At 61.0% G+C, this 16324-nt stretch carries 21 protein-coding genes; 16 read left to right on the top strand and 5 right to left on the bottom strand.

The features are described 5' to 3' along the window. Window positions 1–56 precede the first annotated feature (56 nt). From IG197_RS34745 to IG197_RS34715, 7 genes are all read left to right on the top strand, one after another. Window positions 57–527 carry a hypothetical protein gene (locus IG197_RS34745; RefSeq protein ID WP_192321500.1) on the top strand — a complete coding sequence of 157 codons (471 nt, stop codon included), beginning with the start codon at window positions 57–59 and terminating at the stop codon, window positions 525–527. Continuing rightward, window positions 527–1003, top strand: a complete 477-nt coding sequence (locus tag IG197_RS34740; RefSeq protein WP_192321498.1) for a hypothetical protein — start codon at window positions 527–529, stop codon at window positions 1001–1003. The genes IG197_RS34745 and IG197_RS34740 overlap by 1 nt, the downstream gene beginning before the upstream one ends. Further along, window positions 951–1466 carry a Mov34/MPN/PAD-1 family protein gene (locus tag IG197_RS34735; protein WP_192321496.1) on the top strand — a complete coding sequence of 172 codons (516 nt, stop codon included), beginning with the start codon at window positions 951–953 and terminating at the stop codon, window positions 1464–1466. The genes IG197_RS34740 and IG197_RS34735 overlap by 53 nt, the downstream gene beginning before the upstream one ends. 2 nt (window positions 1467–1468) lie before the next feature. Next, window positions 1469–2869, top strand: a complete 1401-nt coding sequence (locus tag IG197_RS34730; protein WP_192321494.1) for a thiamine biosynthesis protein ThiF — start codon at window positions 1469–1471, stop codon at window positions 2867–2869. 237 nt (window positions 2870–3106) lie between these two features. After that, on the top strand, window positions 3107–4099 hold the full coding sequence (locus IG197_RS34725; protein WP_192321493.1) for a hypothetical protein: 993 nt from the start codon (window positions 3107–3109) through the stop codon (window positions 4097–4099). Then, complete coding sequence (locus IG197_RS34720; protein WP_192321491.1) at window positions 4096–5196, top strand: hypothetical protein; 1101 nt, start codon at window positions 4096–4098, stop codon at window positions 5194–5196. Before IG197_RS34725 ends, IG197_RS34720 begins: the two co-directional genes overlap by 4 nt. Before the next feature lie 188 nt (window positions 5197–5384). Next, window positions 5385–5834: a MucR family transcriptional regulator gene (locus IG197_RS34715; RefSeq protein WP_192321489.1), complete on the top strand. Its 450-nt coding sequence runs from the start codon at window positions 5385–5387 to the stop codon at window positions 5832–5834. A 477-nt stretch (window positions 5835–6311) separates the two neighbouring features. Here the strand turns inward: IG197_RS34715 and IG197_RS34710 are convergent, their stop codons facing one another. Continuing rightward, a complete protein-coding gene (locus IG197_RS34710; RefSeq protein ID WP_246765556.1) occupies window positions 6312–6503 on the bottom strand; it encodes a helix-turn-helix transcriptional regulator in 192 nt (63 codons plus the stop codon). Window positions 6504–6669: 166 nt separating this feature from the next. On the opposite strand from IG197_RS34710, the gene IG197_RS34705 reads away from it, so the two are divergent. The 6 genes from IG197_RS34705 to IG197_RS34680 all read left to right on the top strand — a co-directional run bounded on the left by IG197_RS34705 (window position 6670) and on the right by IG197_RS34680 (window position 11569). Next, window positions 6670–7374 carry a hypothetical protein gene (locus tag IG197_RS34705; protein ID WP_192321488.1) on the top strand — a complete coding sequence of 235 codons (705 nt, stop codon included), beginning with the start codon at window positions 6670–6672 and terminating at the stop codon, window positions 7372–7374. A gap of 113 nt (window positions 7375–7487) precedes the next feature. After that, window positions 7488–8375, top strand: coding sequence for an ectoine/hydroxyectoine ABC transporter substrate-binding protein EhuB (gene ehuB / locus IG197_RS34700; RefSeq protein WP_246765531.1), 888 nt, complete (start codon window positions 7488–7490; stop codon window positions 8373–8375). Next, window positions 8372–9031 carry an amino acid ABC transporter permease gene (locus IG197_RS34695; RefSeq protein ID WP_192321486.1) on the top strand — a complete coding sequence of 220 codons (660 nt, stop codon included), beginning with the start codon at window positions 8372–8374 and terminating at the stop codon, window positions 9029–9031. Before ehuB ends, IG197_RS34695 begins: the two co-directional genes overlap by 4 nt. Next, window positions 9021–9680 (top strand): amino acid ABC transporter permease, encoded by a 660-nt coding sequence (locus tag IG197_RS34690; protein WP_192321484.1) that lies wholly within the window; start codon window positions 9021–9023, stop codon window positions 9678–9680. The genes IG197_RS34695 and IG197_RS34690 overlap by 11 nt, the downstream gene beginning before the upstream one ends. A gap of 88 nt (window positions 9681–9768) precedes the next feature. Further along, entirely contained in the window at window positions 9769–10518 is a 750-nt protein-coding gene (locus IG197_RS34685) for an amino acid ABC transporter ATP-binding protein (RefSeq protein WP_192321482.1), read from the top strand. 13 nt (window positions 10519–10531) lie between these two features. Then, on the top strand, window positions 10532–11569 hold the full coding sequence (locus tag IG197_RS34680) for a succinylglutamate desuccinylase/aspartoacylase family protein (protein WP_192321481.1): 1038 nt from the start codon (window positions 10532–10534) through the stop codon (window positions 11567–11569). On the opposite strand, the gene hutH is transcribed toward IG197_RS34680, so the two are convergent. The 3 genes from hutH to IG197_RS34665 all read right to left on the bottom strand — a co-directional run bounded on the left by hutH (window position 11566) and on the right by IG197_RS34665 (window position 14338). Further along, window positions 11566–13059: a histidine ammonia-lyase gene (gene hutH / locus IG197_RS34675; RefSeq protein WP_246765555.1), complete on the bottom strand. Its 1494-nt coding sequence runs from the start codon at window positions 13057–13059 to the stop codon at window positions 11566–11568. The genes IG197_RS34680 and hutH overlap by 4 nt on opposite strands. 545 nt (window positions 13060–13604) lie before the next feature. Then, window positions 13605–13904 (bottom strand): hypothetical protein, encoded by a 300-nt coding sequence (locus tag IG197_RS34670; RefSeq protein WP_192321479.1) that lies wholly within the window; start codon window positions 13902–13904, stop codon window positions 13605–13607. A gap of 89 nt (window positions 13905–13993) precedes the next feature. Further along, on the bottom strand, window positions 13994–14338 hold the full coding sequence (locus IG197_RS34665) for a hypothetical protein (RefSeq protein ID WP_192321477.1): 345 nt from the start codon (window positions 14336–14338) through the stop codon (window positions 13994–13996). A 41-nt stretch (window positions 14339–14379) separates the two neighbouring features. Here IG197_RS34665 and IG197_RS34660 point away from each other — a divergent pair, with 41 nt between their 5' ends. The 3 genes from IG197_RS34660 to IG197_RS34650 are packed head-to-tail and all read left to right on the top strand — an operon-like array spanning window position 14380 to window position 15779. Further along, the gene (locus tag IG197_RS34660; protein ID WP_210346938.1) at window positions 14380–14697 is read left to right on the top strand and encodes a hypothetical protein; all 318 of its coding nucleotides are present in this window, start codon (window positions 14380–14382) and stop codon (window positions 14695–14697) included. Window positions 14698–14733: 36 nt separating this feature from the next. Beyond that, window positions 14734–15498, top strand: a complete 765-nt coding sequence (locus tag IG197_RS34655; protein ID WP_192321474.1) for an SOS response-associated peptidase — start codon at window positions 14734–14736, stop codon at window positions 15496–15498. A gap of 11 nt (window positions 15499–15509) precedes the next feature. Further along, window positions 15510–15779 (top strand): hypothetical protein, encoded by a 270-nt coding sequence (locus IG197_RS34650; protein WP_192321472.1) that lies wholly within the window; start codon window positions 15510–15512, stop codon window positions 15777–15779. Between the two features lie 241 nt (window positions 15780–16020). Here IG197_RS34650 and IG197_RS34645 read toward each other — a convergent pair whose 3' ends face one another. Then, the gene (locus IG197_RS34645) at window positions 16021–16188 is read right to left on the bottom strand and encodes a hypothetical protein (protein WP_246765530.1); all 168 of its coding nucleotides are present in this window, start codon (window positions 16186–16188) and stop codon (window positions 16021–16023) included. Window positions 16189–16324: the final 136 nt, after the last annotated feature.

Genomic DNA, 16324 nt, shown 5'->3' with positions numbered 1-16324 from the left:
CGATCAGTTGGGTGAGGCAGCAATCGGCTGCCCGGCATCGAAAGGAAAAGCACACAATGGCCACGATCATCTTTGCCGCCATCGAAGGCGAACCTCTCGAGCGCTTCGAGCTGGCGGAAGCCGCGCTCGTGAAGACGCTCATCGCCAGCTTGGCCGGCCGTTATCCCAACATCGCCGAAATGCTTGTCTTCAAGGAAGATAATGACGAGCCCCTGGCCCATGACCGTCCGCTGCATGGTCACGATAACCCGATCTTCCGCCTCCACCGCTGCCGCCAGATTGAGGTCGCGGTCAACTACAAGGCCGATACCTTCAACCACAAGTTCGCGCCCGGCACGACGATCAAGCGCGTCACCAAGTGGGCTACCAAGAAGGCCGGTCTCGACGAGGCCGAGGCCCAGGAGCATGTGCTTCAGATCAGCGGCACGCGTATCCAGCCGCCGCAGAATGCGCACCTGGGCAGCCTGAAGACGGATGGCTGCGCGATCGAGTTCGACCTCGTCCGCAAGCAGCTGGTTCAGGGCTGATGGAGCCGGTCATCGGCGCCGACGAACGGGCGTTCCGCAACCACGTGGAACGCCCGGACTTCCAGATCGGCGAAGCGAAAGGGCAGTGGCGGCTCGTCAGTATCGACTGGCCGCACCCGATCATCACCGTGCGCGCGCATGACGGCACGGACTGGGCGTTCCGGTTCGACCTCCGGGGCTATCCCGCGGCATTGCCCAATGCGAGGCCGTGGGATCTGGAGGCCAATGCTCCGCTCGTCAGCAATCGGTGGCCGCGGGGTACGGGCCGGGTAGCGGCGGCCTTCAACCCGAACTGGAACGCCGCAGCGCTATACCTGCCATGCGACCGGCTGGCGCTCGCCGGCCACGAGCAATGGCTGGTGCAGCATCCTGAAAAAGCCTGGCCGCCGTCACGCGGCATCATTCACTATCTGGAGATCATCCATGACCTTCTGGCCTCTCACCAGCATCTGGCGGCTGTTCGCGCGGCGGCCTGAGCTGTCGATCCCGGCACCAATCTGGTCGGATTTGCTGAACGGTTTGCGAGCGCGCGGCCGCGATATCCGCGAAAGCGGTGCGTTTCTGCTGGGTCCGCCCGGCCAGCCACGCCGTGTTTCCGCGATCGTTTTCTATGACGAAATCGACCCGCATGCCTTCGATACCGGGATCATCGTCATTGATGGCGCCTGCATGGCCGACCTCTGGGCGATCTGCCGCCGCTCGGGCCTGGCCGTCATCGCAGACGTGCATACCCATCCCGGTGGCGCGGGTCAGAGCGAGTCCGATCGCCGGCACCCGATGATCGCCGAGCCTGGGCATGTGGCGATGATCATCCCGGACTTTGCCGCCGATCCGGTGCAGTTGAAGGCAGTCGGCCTCTATCGCTACCGCGGCAATTTTTCCTGGGACCGGATCACGCCGAGGTTCCTGCGTTCCTCTCTCAAGATCGAACTGGCTTAATCATGGGCGACAAAATCATCGATACGCTAAACCGCACGGCGAAACTGTTCCTCGACACAGGCGCCGCCGCCAGTGTCGAGGACGCGATCGCCAAACTTTCCACCTTCACAATGCATCTGACGATCGACGCGGAGGCCGCGGCGAGCCCAACTCATCAGGCGACGCTGCTCACCGCGCTCAATTGCGGAGTGCGGACCTTTCTCGGCGGCGTGACGGTCGAAGGCACGCTGGACGTGCCCCTGCTGGTTCCGATCGCGGCTGGAGCAACTCTGGCTGATGTCGTGGTCGAACTGGGCGGGACTGTGGCAGCACACGCCCCGGGTACGCCGCTTGTCGCCATCGGCGGGACGGTCGCGACCGGACCGGCGGATTTCGCCATTAGAACGACATTCGACGGATGGCGCGCCGCCGCGATACCGCTGGCAAGCGCGAGGATGGCGGAACGCGCCGAGTTTGCGTTGTCGGGCATGTTGGCTGGAGCCCTTGCCGTTGCCGAGGTTTTCGCGCATCTGAATGACGAACCGCTCGCTGGGCATCGCAGCGTCGGCCTATCGCTTTGGGATATTGATGACGAGGCGGACTGGACGAATTCGCGCAGCGACGGCCCCATGGTTGCGGACCTGCCGTCCGATTTTTGGCTGATCGGGCTCGGCCATCTCGGCCAGGCCTATCTTTGGGCGATGGGGATGCTGCCGTTTGCCGATCGCGGCAGCGTCCGGATCTTCCTCCAAGATGTGGATTGCGCGGGCGAGTCGACGAAGAGCACGTCGCTGCTCACCACCAGCGCAGATCAAGGCCGCCGCAAGACTCGGATCTGCGCGCGCTGGGCCGAGCAGCGCGGGTTCGACACCGCCATTATCGAGCGCCGGTTCGATGCCGACTTCCGTCGATCCGATAAGGAGCCCGGACTGGCATTGTGCGGTGTCGACAATCCAGATGCGCGACGGATCCTCGACGAAGCTGGTTTCCCGATGGTGATCGAGGCTGGCCTCGGCAACGGCGCCGAGGACTTCCGCTTGATCCGGATGCATAGCTTCCCGGCGACACAGCGTTCTTCCGCGATCTGGCCGACGGCCGCGCAGATCGATGGAGCGGACAGCGGCATCAGCCGTACTGCCAAACTCAAGAATCAGCCCGCCTATGTCGGGTTGCGGAAAAGGGGCGAACTGGACGAATGCGGCCTTACGCTTCTCGCCGACGTCGCCGTGGGCGCGCCTTTCGTCGGCGTTACGGCAGCGGCGATTGTGCTGGCCCAGGTCATTCGTGCCGTCGCTGGTGCACCCCGCGTAACTGTCGCGAATATTGACTTACGGTCGGTCGCGCATCGAAGCGCCGTGGTTGGGCTGGACGCCGACATCATCACCTTCGCGACGGCGCACGCACAATCGGATCAGGCGGTCTGAAACTTGTAAAGAAGATGGCAGCTTACGGTATCACCGATAAAATTCGCGAACGGCGACATTGGCGGCGCATTGTCGAACGTTCGCATTTAACGGACACCCTGTCCTCCGAGCGTCAAGGGCTGGAGGTGACAGTACAACCGGCAAAGCGCCTGGCTAGTGACGATCGGATAATGTGACAGTAAAGTGGACTCCAAAGCTTGCTGTGCTGCTGAACACAGTGCCGGCTTGGAGGGGGACATGGCAGATAATCAGCTGACGAAGGCTCAGCTCAAGCAGCTGGCCAACAAGATCGTCGTTGCTCAAGGGAACATCTTCATCAAAGAGCTGCTGCGGAGCAGTGGTGCCAAGATCGGCACCACTAAAGATGATTTCTCGAATAATCTTGCAGCCGCGATAGATGCCGATCTCCTTTCTCAAAATATGCTCGAAGCCTGGCTAGCCGAAATTGAAGGCTGGGGCGATCAGCACCTCTATCTGGTCGAGCCCCCAGTAGTTGATGCTGCAAATCTCGCTGGCGGCATTGCTGCCAGCCCGCATTCTGGCGCTCTGAATGCAGTAACCAGCCTTGAATTTCCCGACGCGCTCCAACTCAAGCAAATCACTCTCGATGCAGGCGGCCTGTCGATGGTCTGGCACCAGAACAAGGAAGGCTGGAATCGCTGGCGCCCGAAGGATTTCGTGGAGGAAGAGGGGCTCGATCGGTACCGGTTCGACGCTTATCGCCAGCGATTCGATCGCAGCATCGTTCGATATACCTGGAACTTTGGCGATCCCTATTGCGCCATCCTGATCCATCGCAACACCGAGATCGACCATGGCCAGGTTTTTGAGGATGTGCGCGCTGTCCTGACCACGATCGGTTGCCCCGATGCTCCCTTTTCGCGGATTCCACTTAATCAGGCCGTCAAGATCGCAGCGACCAAAAGCAAGGGCACGCACTCTGCGCGCTTCGAGCTCGACGCAGGCTATGTCGAAGTCGCCTCCACACTCGCTGATGGCGGCATTGACGCAGTCGAGCCAGTTCGCGTGGTCCTACACAATGTCGATACGAGCAAATTCGACAGAGCGCAGGGGATGCTCCATTTCGCTGCCGAGGAGGATGGAACGAGCCGGCGTCTCGCAGTCCAAGTCTATGGTAGCGAGGCGCGGCTGAGAATCTGGGCGCAATGCAAGCGCGAGGACGTCTCGCAGATCCTCAAGCTGCTTTGGGGCTACAATAGCCAGTCATGAACCCGCCCGAGGCACCCGAACGAGGCTGGAAGGCGGAGATCGCTCGACGCCTCGAACAAGGCGACGGGCTAGAATTCACCCTGGCGCAGTTCGCCCAAGCGGTCGGCACCGCGGCTGAAGACGAGGCACTTCGCGAATTTCTCGACCAGGCCATTGAGTCGGGCGGACTGAAGAAAATCGAAGCCTTTCGGTGCCCAATGCCCGAATGCAAGAAGGTCCTCAGTCCCGCAGGCGCCCCTTACTCTGCATGCCCGTACTGTCTGACGGACTATCGTGAGGAGGGCGTCGAGGTCATCACCGAGACCTTCTACCAACTTGCGGGCGAGACTAGCCGCGACATCAGGTGGATGATTGTCGTGCACGGCATGAACAGCCGCGCCAAATGGCAGGAGGAATTCAGCTGGCAAATTGCCAATAGGCTTCGGTACTCCGCACCGGTACTCATATACAAATACGGCTGGGTGACGATCGATGTGTTGGTTTGCTGGCTCCACCGCAAGCTAGCGAAACGACTTGGCGAGCGAATGCGCATTGCGATCGCACAGGCAGAAGCAAGCCAGCGTCCTCCCCGCCCCGACATCATTGCCCACAGCTTCGGTACCCATCTGCTGTCGATGGTGCTGACCAACCCGGATTTCGAAGATCTGAAATTCGGGCGTGTCATCACCGCGGGCAGTGTCATTCGCCCTGATTTCGACTGGGACAGTCTAATCGAAAATGGCCGTGTGGAGGCCGTGCTTAATCATGTCGGCGGGAAGGACAAACCGGTGCAGGTCGCCCAGTTCGCCATTCCCGGCACCGGCCCTGGCGGGAGGGTCGGCTATACCGCGAGAACGACGATCAATGTCTGCGCGCCAACCTTCAAACACTCAGACTTTTTTCTTCCCGAGAATCTCCGCGCGCAGATTGCGGATGGTGGCCTGTGGCACAATTTCCTGACCCATCCTCTGGAGCATTTCACGCCAGAAGGGCGCCTCGTGCCTGTATCATGGAAGCGCGCGCCGCTTGTAATCCGCTCGGCAACGCGCGGCCTCGGATACGCAGTCTTTGCTATGTTCGCGCCGTTCTCGTGGCTGCGGCGTCGGCTGGATCCTTGAAGTTCACCATCTGTGGTGGAGTGGCAGCTTTCGGGAACCGCCCATGGCGTTGTGAACGGCAGAAGTGAAGGCGCAAACCGGACGTCCAACGGCCGCCGAGCTCGTGCTTTTTGGAGCGCCCGGGTTTCGTTGTGGGCAAAATTCCGCTACCGGAGCTTGGTAGCCGAGTACTCTCCCGAGGTATTGTGATGACCGAAGTATTGCTGAAGCCCAATAGTCAGCTGATTGAGCTCACTGCCGATATCGTGGCCGCCTATGTTTCGAACAATCCAGTCCCGGCCGGAGAACTGCCTGGTTTGATTGCCCAAATCCATTCCAGCATCAGCACGCTCGGCACTCCGGCGACGCCGGTGGAAGAGCGGCCAACACCCCGGATGCCCATCAAGAAGACTGTCACGGACAGGTACATCATCAGCCTGGAAGACGGGAAGAAATATCAAACCCTGAAGCGGCATCTTGGTCTTGTGGGGCTTACCCCTGACCAATATCGTTCCAAGTGGTCCCTGCCCTCTGACTACCCCATGGTAGCTCCCGGGTATTCGGCCAGGCGCTCAGAGTTGGCGAAGCAGTTCGGCCTCGGTCGAAAGCCTGGGGACAAGAAGCCTGTGAAAAAAGCCGGAAGGAAGACTAAGGCGTAGTCAGACCGCCAAGATACCAACTCTGGTTCCATCGGTGGTAACAGCTGGCCATCAAGATCGAGGTCCTGCCTGCAGCCGGAAATTTACGTCCGAAAGTTCTAGTTCGAGTACAGGTCTACGAGAAGCGGAAGGCGCAGCGCGAGATCATTAGGGCTAAAAAGCCGAGGCATTCGCTAGTTGCGGTAGGTCTCCGCCAGACACGCTGGCGTTGCTTGACGTTGCGTTAGCTCTGTCTACTTTGCAGTCAGGCTCCTGCCGCCCCCCCAAGGCAACTCATGAGCTTAGCGCCAGCTGCAGCTCACCCCCACCCCGCCCAAAGCCGCAGTTGGCGCGTATCCTGCTGACGAGTCAGTTGTAAACTGCGCGTGCTCGCGACTGACGCTTATGAGCGATTGGTGGTCGGGGCGAACAGCAGAAGCCGTACGGACAGTCAGGTTTTGGGCCGTTTTTCGTGCAGATGCACGGGATCACGCCCGATTACACGGGCCGGTTTCGTGTAAATCGAATTCCGTTATCAGGCAGAAATTCGATACCAGCTTTCTCTAGGGCCTGAGCCATGCTCTTGAGGTTGTTCGAGATAGGGACCCGAGCACCCCGTTCATAGTCTGCCACTGTTTGTCGAGATACATCTGCCGCCTGAGCCAAATCCTCTTGGCTCCAGCTAAGCATCGCGCGAGCGCCCCGGCACTGCTCCATCGTCAAAACTGGCGATTTCAACTAAACATTCCGATTGACATCAATCAATTTGTATAAGAACTTGGCTCTGTAGACGGCCGAGTAGTTGCTGGAACACCTACTCGGCCTGACCAAACCCTAGCTGGTTGGAGCTCGGATCATGGCTGATTCCGACAATACCACAGCTTTGCCTTTCGTCACCCAAGGGGGACGAAGGAAGAGCTGTGCTGTGGATGACGAAGCGGAAGGTGACAGCTCGCTTGGCGTGAGACCGGCCGAGAAGATCGCTGCGCGTTTGCTTGGCGCCATCGACCCATGCGTGGTCCTTCTGCAGGAATGGGAACAAGCACACCACATGGCCGTGGTTTTGTGCCGGCTGCAGCAGCGTCTGGAGATAAGGATCAGGAATGCCCTGAGGGCTTCTGAACCACGCGTTGGAGCTGAGAACGACGGGCACCGCACACCGCAGCCAGCAGATCTCCAGACACGTTGGGACGAGCTCGACCGGGACTTCGGATACTCACGAGCCCGTGCTGCCGAGGCGCAGGCCGTTGAGGCCGAAGAAGAGATCTTCGACGCTGTCGCCGCCACTCCCGCCCAATCACTTGCCGGGGTGATCGCCAAGCTGAAGATCATCGTCGGCGGTGGGGAGAACATGGGCTACACATCGGCATTCCCCTGGCCGCAAGTACAGTCGGCACTGGCGGATCTCCAGGCATTGGGTGACCGCGGCGCGAGCGCGCTGCCGGCGGACAGCCGGCGCCAGCGCGCTGAGGATCGCGGCCTGGACGGCGAGACGAACCGCCTTCGCGCATCCATGCCGGACGGCACCATAGCCCGCGATAGCCATCAACAGCGAAGCTGAACGCACTGCAGGATCGCCGGAGGCGAGGCAGGCGATGCCACGCGGCCACACATCAGGCGTGCCCTGGAGCGGCGGGTGGGCAGGCATCTTTTACAACAATGGGAGAGAGAGAAATGACCTTCGGAAGTTCTGTACGCCTGCGGCTTGCATTCATGTGGTGCGTTTTGCTCGCACTGATCGTTGCCTTGCCAGGTGGTGCGGCCTTTGCCGAGACGACGAAGGAGCGTGTGCTGCGCGAAGGCAAGATCGTCATCGGCATTCACAACCGGACGCCATGGGGCTTTCGCGATGAAGCCACCGGCGAGGCAAAGGGATGGCATCCTGATCTGTTGCGCGCTGCCTTTGCCGAACTTGGCGTCAAGGAGATCGACATCCGGGTCACCGAGTTCGGCGCCCTGATCCCGGGGCTGCTGGCCGGCCGCTTCGATGCGGTGGCCTCCGGTCTGTCCATCACGCCTGAGCGCTGCCGGCAGGTTGCCTTCGGCTCCCCCGATCTGAAGGTCCACGATGCGGCCATCGTGCTCACTGGTAATCCAAAACAGATCCATGGCTTTGACGATATCGTCAGCAAAGAGATCATCATGGGTGCCGGCCGCGGCAGTGTGTCGGTCAGGAATGCGACTGTCGCCGGCGTGCCCGAAAGCAACATGCTGCTGTTCCCCGACATCGAGGCGAACATCTCGGCCCTGCGCTCCGGCCGCATCGATGTGACGGTGCTGTCGTCGCCGACCGTGATCGGCCTGCTTGCCAGCGGCAAGCTCAAGGGACTGGAGAGTGCGACACCCTTCGTCACGACAGACGAACAGGCAACTTATGCCGCCGTCGCCTTCCGCAGCGAGGACGGGGATTTGCGGGCACTGTGGGATGAAAGGCTTGTGGCACTGACGAAGGACGGCACGGTGACCAAGGTCATGGCCAGATATGGCTTTGGCGAGACCGAGGTCGTGCCTGATACCGTCACCGTCGAGAAGCTCTGCGGTACGGCTGGTGCCGGCAAATGAGCATCCTCGAGATCTGGCTCGGCATCCTGCAGGGCTTTCGCGTCACCGCTTTGGTGACGCTCTATGGCCTTGTCTTTGCCATCCCCTTCGGCCTCATCTTTGGCGTTGCCCAATACATGACCACGGGCCCGGCGCGGTTTGTGGTGACGTCGGTCATCGAGTTCTGGCGCAGCTCCGCCGTCATCATCCTGCTGTTCGTGTTCTATTACGCCCTTCCCCTCGCCGGACTGGCGCTGTCGGCAATGACTGTCAGTGCCATGGTGCTGGGGCTCAACATTGGCGGTTATGCCAGCCAGGCGGTGAGAGCCGGCCTGCAGGCACTCGACCGTGGCCAGAAGGAAGCTGGCCACGCGCTTGGGCTGTCGCGGTCCACCATCCTGTTGTGCATCGAACTGCCCCAGGCACTCGTTGCCATGAGTCCGACCTTCATCAACCAGCTCATCCAGCTGGTGAAGGCGACATCGCTTGTCTCGCTGGTGACGCTGACCGACATGACCTTCCGCGCCAAGGAGATCTCCCAGATCGAGTATGACCCGGTGCCGATCTACACCTCCCTGCTGCTCGCCTATTTCATCGTCTGCTACCCGGTCGCACTGCTCGGACGTTGGGTGGAACGGCGCATCAATCCGGCAAGGGAGGCGTATCGTGCAGTTTGATATCGCCTTTGCGCTGTCGACGGTGCCGAGCATCCTCAGTGCCATTGGCATGACGCTGCTGGTGGCAGCAGCCAGCTGTGTTGGCGCCTCGGCAGTCGGTTTTGGCCTTGAACTCATCCGCCGCTCCGGCGGGCCGGGAGGGTTGTTCGTTCGCTTCCTGATCGACTTCATCAGGGCAACGCCGGTGCTGGTCTGGCTCTACTGCCTGTATTTCATCCTGCCGTTCTATGGCATTCGCCTTGGTGCGCTTGCCACAGGCATGATCGGGCTCAGCCTCTATTACAGCGGTTATCTCGCGGAGGTGTTCAAGGCCGGCATCGATGCCATTCCCAACGGCCAGGGCGAGGCCGCAAGGGCGCTTGGGCTCGGCAGGATCGATATGACCGTCTTTGTCATTGCACCGCAGATGCTGCGCAACATCGCAGCACCCATGGGCAACTACTTCGTCTCGATCCTGAAGGCGACACCCTATCTGGCCGTGCTTGCCGTGCCGGAGATGCTGGGCCGTGCCTTCGACATCGCATCCGAGACCTACCGCTATGCCGAACCGCTGACGGTCGCCGGCCTGATCTTCCTCGGCCTCGCACTGCTCATCTCGCAAGCCATCAAACGGCTCGAGGTCAGGCTAATGGGGCCGACAGCCAGATAGCCGACACGCCGGTATTCCAGCGGCCAATCGCGTCCTCACGAAACCAAACACTTAGATCGCTGCTTTCAAGCGATTACAGAGGTACTTCATGACCCTCACAGACGACAAACCTGCCGTCCAGATCACCTCGCTCAACAAGTGGTATGGCGCCTTCCATGTGTTGAAGGAGGTCAACCTCACCATCCCAAGCGGTTCCCGCGTCGTGATCTGCGGACCCTCCGGTTCGGGCAAATCCACCCTGATCCGCTGCCTCAACGGGCTTGAAGCCTACCAGCAGGGAACCGTGACTTTGGGCACGGTCCGGCTGGGCGACAATGCCAGGGAGACAGCAGTGGCCCGGCGGCAGACCGGCATGGTGTTCCAGAGCTTCAACCTGTTTCCGCATCTGACTGTGTTGTCGAACTGCACGCTGGCACTGCGCAGGGTTCTTTCCATGCCGCGCAAGGAGGCAGAAAGCCTGGCGCGGCATTTTCTGGAAAAGGTCCGCATTCCCGAACAGGCCGACAAATACCCTGCACAACTGTCAGGCGGACAGCAGCAGCGGGTGGCGATCGCGCGGGCGCTCTGCATGAACCCGCGCCTGATGCTGTTCGACGAGCCAACCTCCGCGCTCGACCCCGAAATGGTCAAGGAGGTGCTCGACGTCATGACCGGGCTGGCCCAGGAAGGCATGACGATGATCTGCGTCACCCATGAGATGGGCTTTGCCCGGGAGGTTGCCGACCAGGTGGTGTTCATGGACCAGGGCAGCATCGTCGAACAGGCGTCGCCGATGACGTTCTTTTCGACACCCAGTCATCCCCGCGCCCAGTCTTTCCTCCACACGCTGCTGCATTGACGGGGACGGACCGGTGGGAAACGACACACGTATCTGGACGGACATCGACTTCGACAAGGACGGCAAGCAAATCTCCTGCCTACGACTGCCGTTCTCAAGCGACCGTTCCGCCTATGGCACCATTCCTATCCCGATCATCTGCATCAGGAATGGTGTCGGGCCAACCGCTCTTCTGATATCAGGCAATCATGGTGACGAGTATGAAGGCCAGGTGGCGCTCAGCAAGCTTGCCCGGCGGCTCGATGCCGGCGAGCTCCGCGGCCGCATCATCATCCTGCCGGCTTTGAACTATCCCGCGGTCGACGCAGGCAGGCGCGTGTCGCCGCTCGATCAGGGCAATCTCAACCGGATGTTTCCCGGCGACGCCAATGGCACGCCGACCGAGATGATCGCCCACTATGTCTCCGAGGTGCTGCTGCCGCTCGCCGACATCGTCATCGACCTGCATTCCGGTGGCACCTCGCTGCTCTATCTCCCCTGCTGCCTGATCCGCGTCGGCAAGACCGCAGCCGAGACGGCACGGCTCGTCGAACTCATGCATGTCTTTGGCGCTCCCATCGGCTCGATCAGCGATGGTTCGGGCGGCGGCGGTGCCACGACCCTGTCGGCGACAGCCCAGGCGCTCGGCATTCCTGCCCTGACGACCGAACTGGGCGGCGGCGCGTCACTGTCACGGGCAGGCGAAACGCTCGCGCGCGACGGGGTACTGCGTGTGCTGAAGCATATGGGCATCCTGCCCGAGGCCATCGTCGAGCCGCCTGAAGCAACACGATCCATGCGGGTCGATGGCAGGCAGGCCTTCACCTATGCGCCGGTCAGGGGGATATTCGAGCCTGCGGTGGCGGTGGGAGACGAGGTTGAGGCTGGAGATCTTGCGGGCACAATCCATCCGATTGCTGGGCCGTCCGAGCCTGCCAGGTCTGTTCACTTCGCGCAGTCGGGTCTCGTTGCCTGCCAACGGGCTCCTGCACTAGCCGAGCCGGGAGACTGCCTGTTCAAGCTGGTGGTCGACGTCTCGCCTTCAGCGGTTCAAGCAGGGCATACCGGCTAATTGGCCGGCCCGTTGGGCACATTCGCCGAGCGGATGAAATCGCGGAGCGTTTCCATGTCCCATGATAGCGGGCGGTCGTCTGCATAATGTGCCACGTGCTCGCGATCGGTGCGATAGATCGCATCTGTTCGAGGGGCGCGCCCTTTGTTGCCGGCCAGGAAGTCATGCGCCTGGGCTGCCGCCATCAGTTCAATTGCCAGGATGTATTCGGCGTTGTCGATGACCGCGAGCAGCTTGTTGGCCGCAACGGTTGGATGGGCGAGGAAGTCTTCCTGCAAGCCTGATGTGACACCGCCGTCCGTTGCAGCCGGGGCCGCCAGGCGGCGGTTCACGTTGCTCAGCGAAGCGGCCGTATACTGCGCGATCATGAAGCCCGAATTGCAGCCGCCCTCACTGGCGAGAAACGCCGGCAGATTGTTGACCAGCGGATTGACCAGGCGGTCGATGCGTCGCTCGCTCATGGCCGCCACCTGGGCCAGAGCGATCGTCAGACTGTCGGCAGCCTGACCCAAGGCGGGCGCAACTGCATGCGCCTCCGAAAAGACCAGTGGGTTTTCCAGCGTACCCGAGACAGCAGGATTATCCGTGACGGAAGCCAGTTCGCGGTCGACCAGCTGTGCCGAGCGCTCCATCACCTCAAGTGCGGCACCATGCACATGGGGGACAGCGCGAAGGCTGAGCGCATCTTGTGTGCGCTGCCCGCGTGCCGCCTCGATCAGGCCGCTGCCCTCGAGCAACCCGCGCAGCGTTGCGCCGACCGCCTCGATACCGGGCGACGGCCGCATGGCGAGGACCTGCTCGTCAAAGGCCGCCATTTGGCCGCCCGCGGCCTCCAGCGTCAGGGCAGCCGCCGCATTGGCCCAGCGCAACAGGCGTTCGACGCGTGCCAATGCCACGCACAGAAGTCCCGTAGCGCAGGCCGTACCATTGACCAGGCTGAGGCCTTCCTTGGCGCCGAGTGCCAGCGGCTCAAGTCCAATGGCGGCAAGTGGGTCACGTCCGTTCATCTGGCGCCCTGCGACGCACGCCCTGCCCTCGCCGATCAACACCAGGGCGATGTGTGCGTTGTGCGTGAGATATCCCGCCGACCCACGAGACGGCACTTCCGGGATGCAGTTGCGCTCCAGGAAGCTCAGCAAGTTGAGAACGACTTCTGGTCGCACTCCGGAATGGCCATGCGCAAAATTGGTCACCTGCGATGCAATGATGGCACGGATGCTACGCTCCGGCAGCAGATCCCCCACCCCGCAAGCGTGGCTGAAAACGATGTTGCGAGAAAGTCGCTGCAGCAAGGCAGGTTCGACGACCGTGTTCGACAGCGCGCCAACCCCGGTATTCACACCATAGGCGCGAATGCCGTTTTCAACTATTCGCGCCACGATCCGATTTGCGAATGCCACCCGATCCCAAGCGGCAGGCGCAAGTGCCAGCGTCTCAACATCGCTGATCCGTGCGATGTCCTGCCAAGTTGGAGATGCGTCGATGGTTATCGTGGCATGCTCTCGATAGCGCTTGGATAGGTGTGCGAGATGGCTGAGCCCTGCTGTGCCGAGCCATATTTCATGAGTGCAATAGAGCTGGAGAATTGCCTGACGCGACACATGAACCGCTTGTATCAGGCACCTTCCAAGCGAGGGCGTCGGTCATCCATTCTCTTGCAGTCGACGGAGCGACAGAGCTCCAGCAAGAATTTCTTGATAGATGAAAGGTCGTGGCAATCAGGTGGCAAAAGCGACTTGCATCGGTCGATTATGCAGCAGTGAAAACGGAGTGGTCGCGACATCGCGGGACTAGCTGACGCTGCTGCCCAGGTCTTCCATCACGATTGTTGGAACAGGTGGCAAACCCGCGCATTGAACAAGGCAGAACCCGACGCGCTGAAGCCTTGATGAGTATGCCTGCACCCGATCACTCAGGCCGCCGGCAACTGGTCCGCATCAGGCTCAGTGATGGGAGACTGGCTGAAAACGTTTTGCTGGCAGAGGGTTATGCGATCATCTTGAGGCCCAGCGTCAAGCATCCCTGGTGCGGGTGATCAGCGGCCATACTCACGGAAGAACCTCGGCAACTGAAGGGGCCCGCAACGCTCGATCGGCTTCCACTCATCGGTTCGCAGCCAGGCGCCGTAAACGCGGCCGCCCTCCCGGTCCTTTGCAGGATCGAAGTGAATGCCTCCGAACTCGGCGGCAAAGACGTCAGCGTCGGCTGGGCTCGCGAAGCAATAGAGCCGATAGTCCTCCTGCTTGCCGTTCGGCCATTTCGCGGTGACCTGCTGCGTTCTTGGACGGGGTTCGAAGCGCCGGCAATACCGCTCGAGGATGTCGTAGTTTTCCATGCAGCAAAGATCATTGGGCAGCGCAACCTGATGCGGCAGGGTCTGGCGGATGGTCCAACGTTTCGACTTCTCGCGTGTCTTCGCGGATGTCATTCTTCCCGCCAAACCGGAATGCGCTGGACCCTGATGGCAACAAGCCGGCGGATTTTCTTGCCGACCATCTCCCTGGAGCCGGAGAAAACGCGCTCTACCCGCATGAAGCCATGGCCACCGGGGACACTCTCGCAGGTCATCTGTCCAGCAAGAGAATCAACGTCGACATCGCCGAACAGCTGCATCAGGTCAGTTGGGTAGTAGGTGTGCTCGCGCTTGCAGTAGGCGCAGCTAACCGTGACGAGCTCGCGGGCATCGTTCAGCTTGGACAGTGGAAAAGGCGTGGCTCGGTTCGGCTGCGGCATGAGAACGAAATAGGAACAAACGCCTTGCGGAGTCAATTCACATCACGCTAACCTATGGGCATGCGACGGAGGCCATGATGGGATTGGGATTGTACCTGAGGATCAAAGGCGTTTCCCCTGAAGATAAACAGAGAGGCATCGCCGCGGCGCAGGCGGTGATCGATGCCGCGGGCATAACAGCCTTGCGCGCCTGCTCTGGGATGTTCGCGCTGGAATGCTGGGATGACGGCGGATTTGTGGGAGAACTGAACGACGAGGACTGGGAAGCGGCCGCAGCTTGGCTTGACGCGGAATCAGCCGCCATAGATGCCTGCTGCATAGGCTGGCCCGAAGACAAGAAGCCCGGCGTGTCGTCCCTTGAGTATTACGCCGATGGCGAGAGCCCTCCCCATTGATTGACGTCGTGTGCCGCTCAAGGCAGGTTTTGGCCCATGTGCAACCTCTACAATTTCTCATCATCCCAGAACGAGCTGAGGGCGCTGACGAAGGTGCTCGACGACATCGCCGGCAACCTCGAGCCGTCGATCGACGTCTATCCCGGCCGCAATGGGCCGGTGGTGCGCAACTTCGAAGGCCGCCGGCAGTTGGCCATGCTCAACTGGGGCATGCCCACGGCTTCGAACGTACAATTCCAGGCCACCAAGGCCCGCGCGGCAAAGCTCGAGGCAAAGGGGCAGACCGTCGATTTCAAGGCGCTGCTGGAGAAAGAGCCCGACAAGGGCGTTACCAACATCCGACGGACGGACAGCAAGCATTGGGCACCCTATCTCGGCGTCGAGAGCAGATGCGTGGTGCCGTTCACCAGCTTCGCAGAGCCGAGCCCGATCGAGGGCGACAAAGACCCGCTCACTGGACGGCATCGCAATTTCTGGTTTGCGCTCAATGAAGTTCGGTCGCTGGCGGTCTTTGCGGGGCTGTGGACGCCATGGCGCGGCGCGCGCACCATTCGTGACGGCGTCCTCGACTGGGAAGTTTATGCCTTCCTGACGACCAGTCCGAACGCTGTCGTTGCCCCGATCCACGAAAAGGCAATGCCGGTCATCCTGACGACGCCAGAAGAGATTGAAACGTGGCTGACGGCGCCCTGGTCAGAGGCGAGCAAGTTGCAGCGTCCGCTGCCTGACGACATGCTGACCGTCGTGGATCTTCCGGAAACGCAGATCGTTTCACCACAAACCCAGGCGTCGTTGATCTAGGATAGCCCTCGATGTCGAACACCGGTCACATCGTCCCACAACAGAAAATGCCCAAGCTCATCGTCGTCGCCGCGTTCAATCGCGACGACGAAGGCGACCTGAAGCCCGCATTCGATCCGCGACAGATGCAAAGCGAGGATGCAGCCAGGCGCCTGGCCAAGATGATCGAGAGCGAGCACGCCGGGGTCATTGCATGGTCACGAGAGGCAAACCCCTTCATTGGCGAGTACGGCGAGCCCACAATCCTCTTTCGGGCCGGCGACGTGCCTGACATGGAGTGAGGACAAACCACATTACCAGCAAGGCTGCGCGGCGCGATGAGGCAAATCTGTCGATGGAGCCGATGCACAGGCTCGGCATTAGGTTTCAAAGGGGCGTAATTTAGCGAAGACAGAAAAGCGCCCCGCCAGCCTAGCCAGCGGGGCGCACGCAAAAAACTCTTACGGCGAGAGCGTCACACCGGTCACCTTTGTAGCGTCGTCGTCGGCGGTCGAAATCGAGACCTTGGCACCGACAGCAACTTCAGGGGGGGATCGCCACATCTGGCGGCACTGTGAAGCTCTTGCCATCGTCAAGTGTGATGACCTTTGTCTCCTTGATGAATTCCTTCACCACGCCATCGACGGTCGCGGCCCAGGCTGCTCCGCTCATGAGAGCAGCAGCACCGAGTGCAATAATGAGTTTCCTCACGATCGTTCTCCTTGGGTTAGCCTCCCGGCCGTACAAACGCTGTCCGTTGTGCATGGCTGCAAAAAAGCCCCCTGCAACCTTTCGGACGGGGGCGCTCGCTAAACGCTGCAAGCCTGCACTTACCTACGACACCGCC

Origin of the sequence: Aminobacter sp. SR38 (assembly GCF_014843375.1) — a bacterium.
GTDB lineage: Bacteria > Pseudomonadota > Alphaproteobacteria > Rhizobiales > Rhizobiaceae > Aminobacter > Aminobacter ciceronei.
This window is presented reverse-complemented; position numbering and strand designations above follow the sequence as displayed.

Bases quoted from the DNA above. Each gene is read 5' to 3' on its own strand.
- IG197_RS34660 (WP_210346938.1), top strand. From the start codon at position 14,380: ATGGGATTGGGATTGTACCTGAGGATCAAAGGCGTTTCCCCTGAAGAT.
- IG197_RS34695 (WP_192321486.1), top strand. From the start codon at position 8,372: ATGAGCATCCTCGAGATCTGGCTCGGCATCCTGCAGGGCTTTCGCGTC.
- ehuB (WP_246765531.1), top strand. From the start codon at position 7,488: ATGACCTTCGGAAGTTCTGTACGCCTGCGGCTTGCATTCATGTGGTGC.
- IG197_RS34740 (WP_192321498.1), top strand. From the start codon at position 527: ATGGAGCCGGTCATCGGCGCCGACGAACGGGCGTTCCGCAACCACGTG.
- IG197_RS34670 (WP_192321479.1), bottom strand. From the start codon at position 13,904: ATGGAAAACTACGACATCCTCGAGCGGTATTGCCGGCGCTTCGAACCC.
- IG197_RS34715 (WP_192321489.1), top strand. From the start codon at position 5,385: ATGACCGAAGTATTGCTGAAGCCCAATAGTCAGCTGATTGAGCTCACT.
- IG197_RS34730 (WP_192321494.1), top strand. From the start codon at position 1,469: ATGGGCGACAAAATCATCGATACGCTAAACCGCACGGCGAAACTGTTC.
- IG197_RS34710 (WP_246765556.1), bottom strand. From the start codon at position 6,503: ATGCTTAGCTGGAGCCAAGAGGATTTGGCTCAGGCGGCAGATGTATCT.
- IG197_RS34725 (WP_192321493.1), top strand. From the start codon at position 3,107: ATGGCAGATAATCAGCTGACGAAGGCTCAGCTCAAGCAGCTGGCCAAC.
- IG197_RS34650 (WP_192321472.1), top strand. From the start codon at position 15,510: ATGTCGAACACCGGTCACATCGTCCCACAACAGAAAATGCCCAAGCTC.
- IG197_RS34685 (WP_192321482.1), top strand. From the start codon at position 9,769: ATGACCCTCACAGACGACAAACCTGCCGTCCAGATCACCTCGCTCAAC.
- IG197_RS34735 (WP_192321496.1), top strand. From the start codon at position 951: ATGACCTTCTGGCCTCTCACCAGCATCTGGCGGCTGTTCGCGCGGCGG.
- IG197_RS34655 (WP_192321474.1), top strand. From the start codon at position 14,734: ATGTGCAACCTCTACAATTTCTCATCATCCCAGAACGAGCTGAGGGCG.
- IG197_RS34745 (WP_192321500.1), top strand. From the start codon at position 57: ATGGCCACGATCATCTTTGCCGCCATCGAAGGCGAACCTCTCGAGCGC.
- IG197_RS34705 (WP_192321488.1), top strand. From the start codon at position 6,670: ATGGCTGATTCCGACAATACCACAGCTTTGCCTTTCGTCACCCAAGGG.
- IG197_RS34720 (WP_192321491.1), top strand. From the start codon at position 4,096: ATGAACCCGCCCGAGGCACCCGAACGAGGCTGGAAGGCGGAGATCGCT.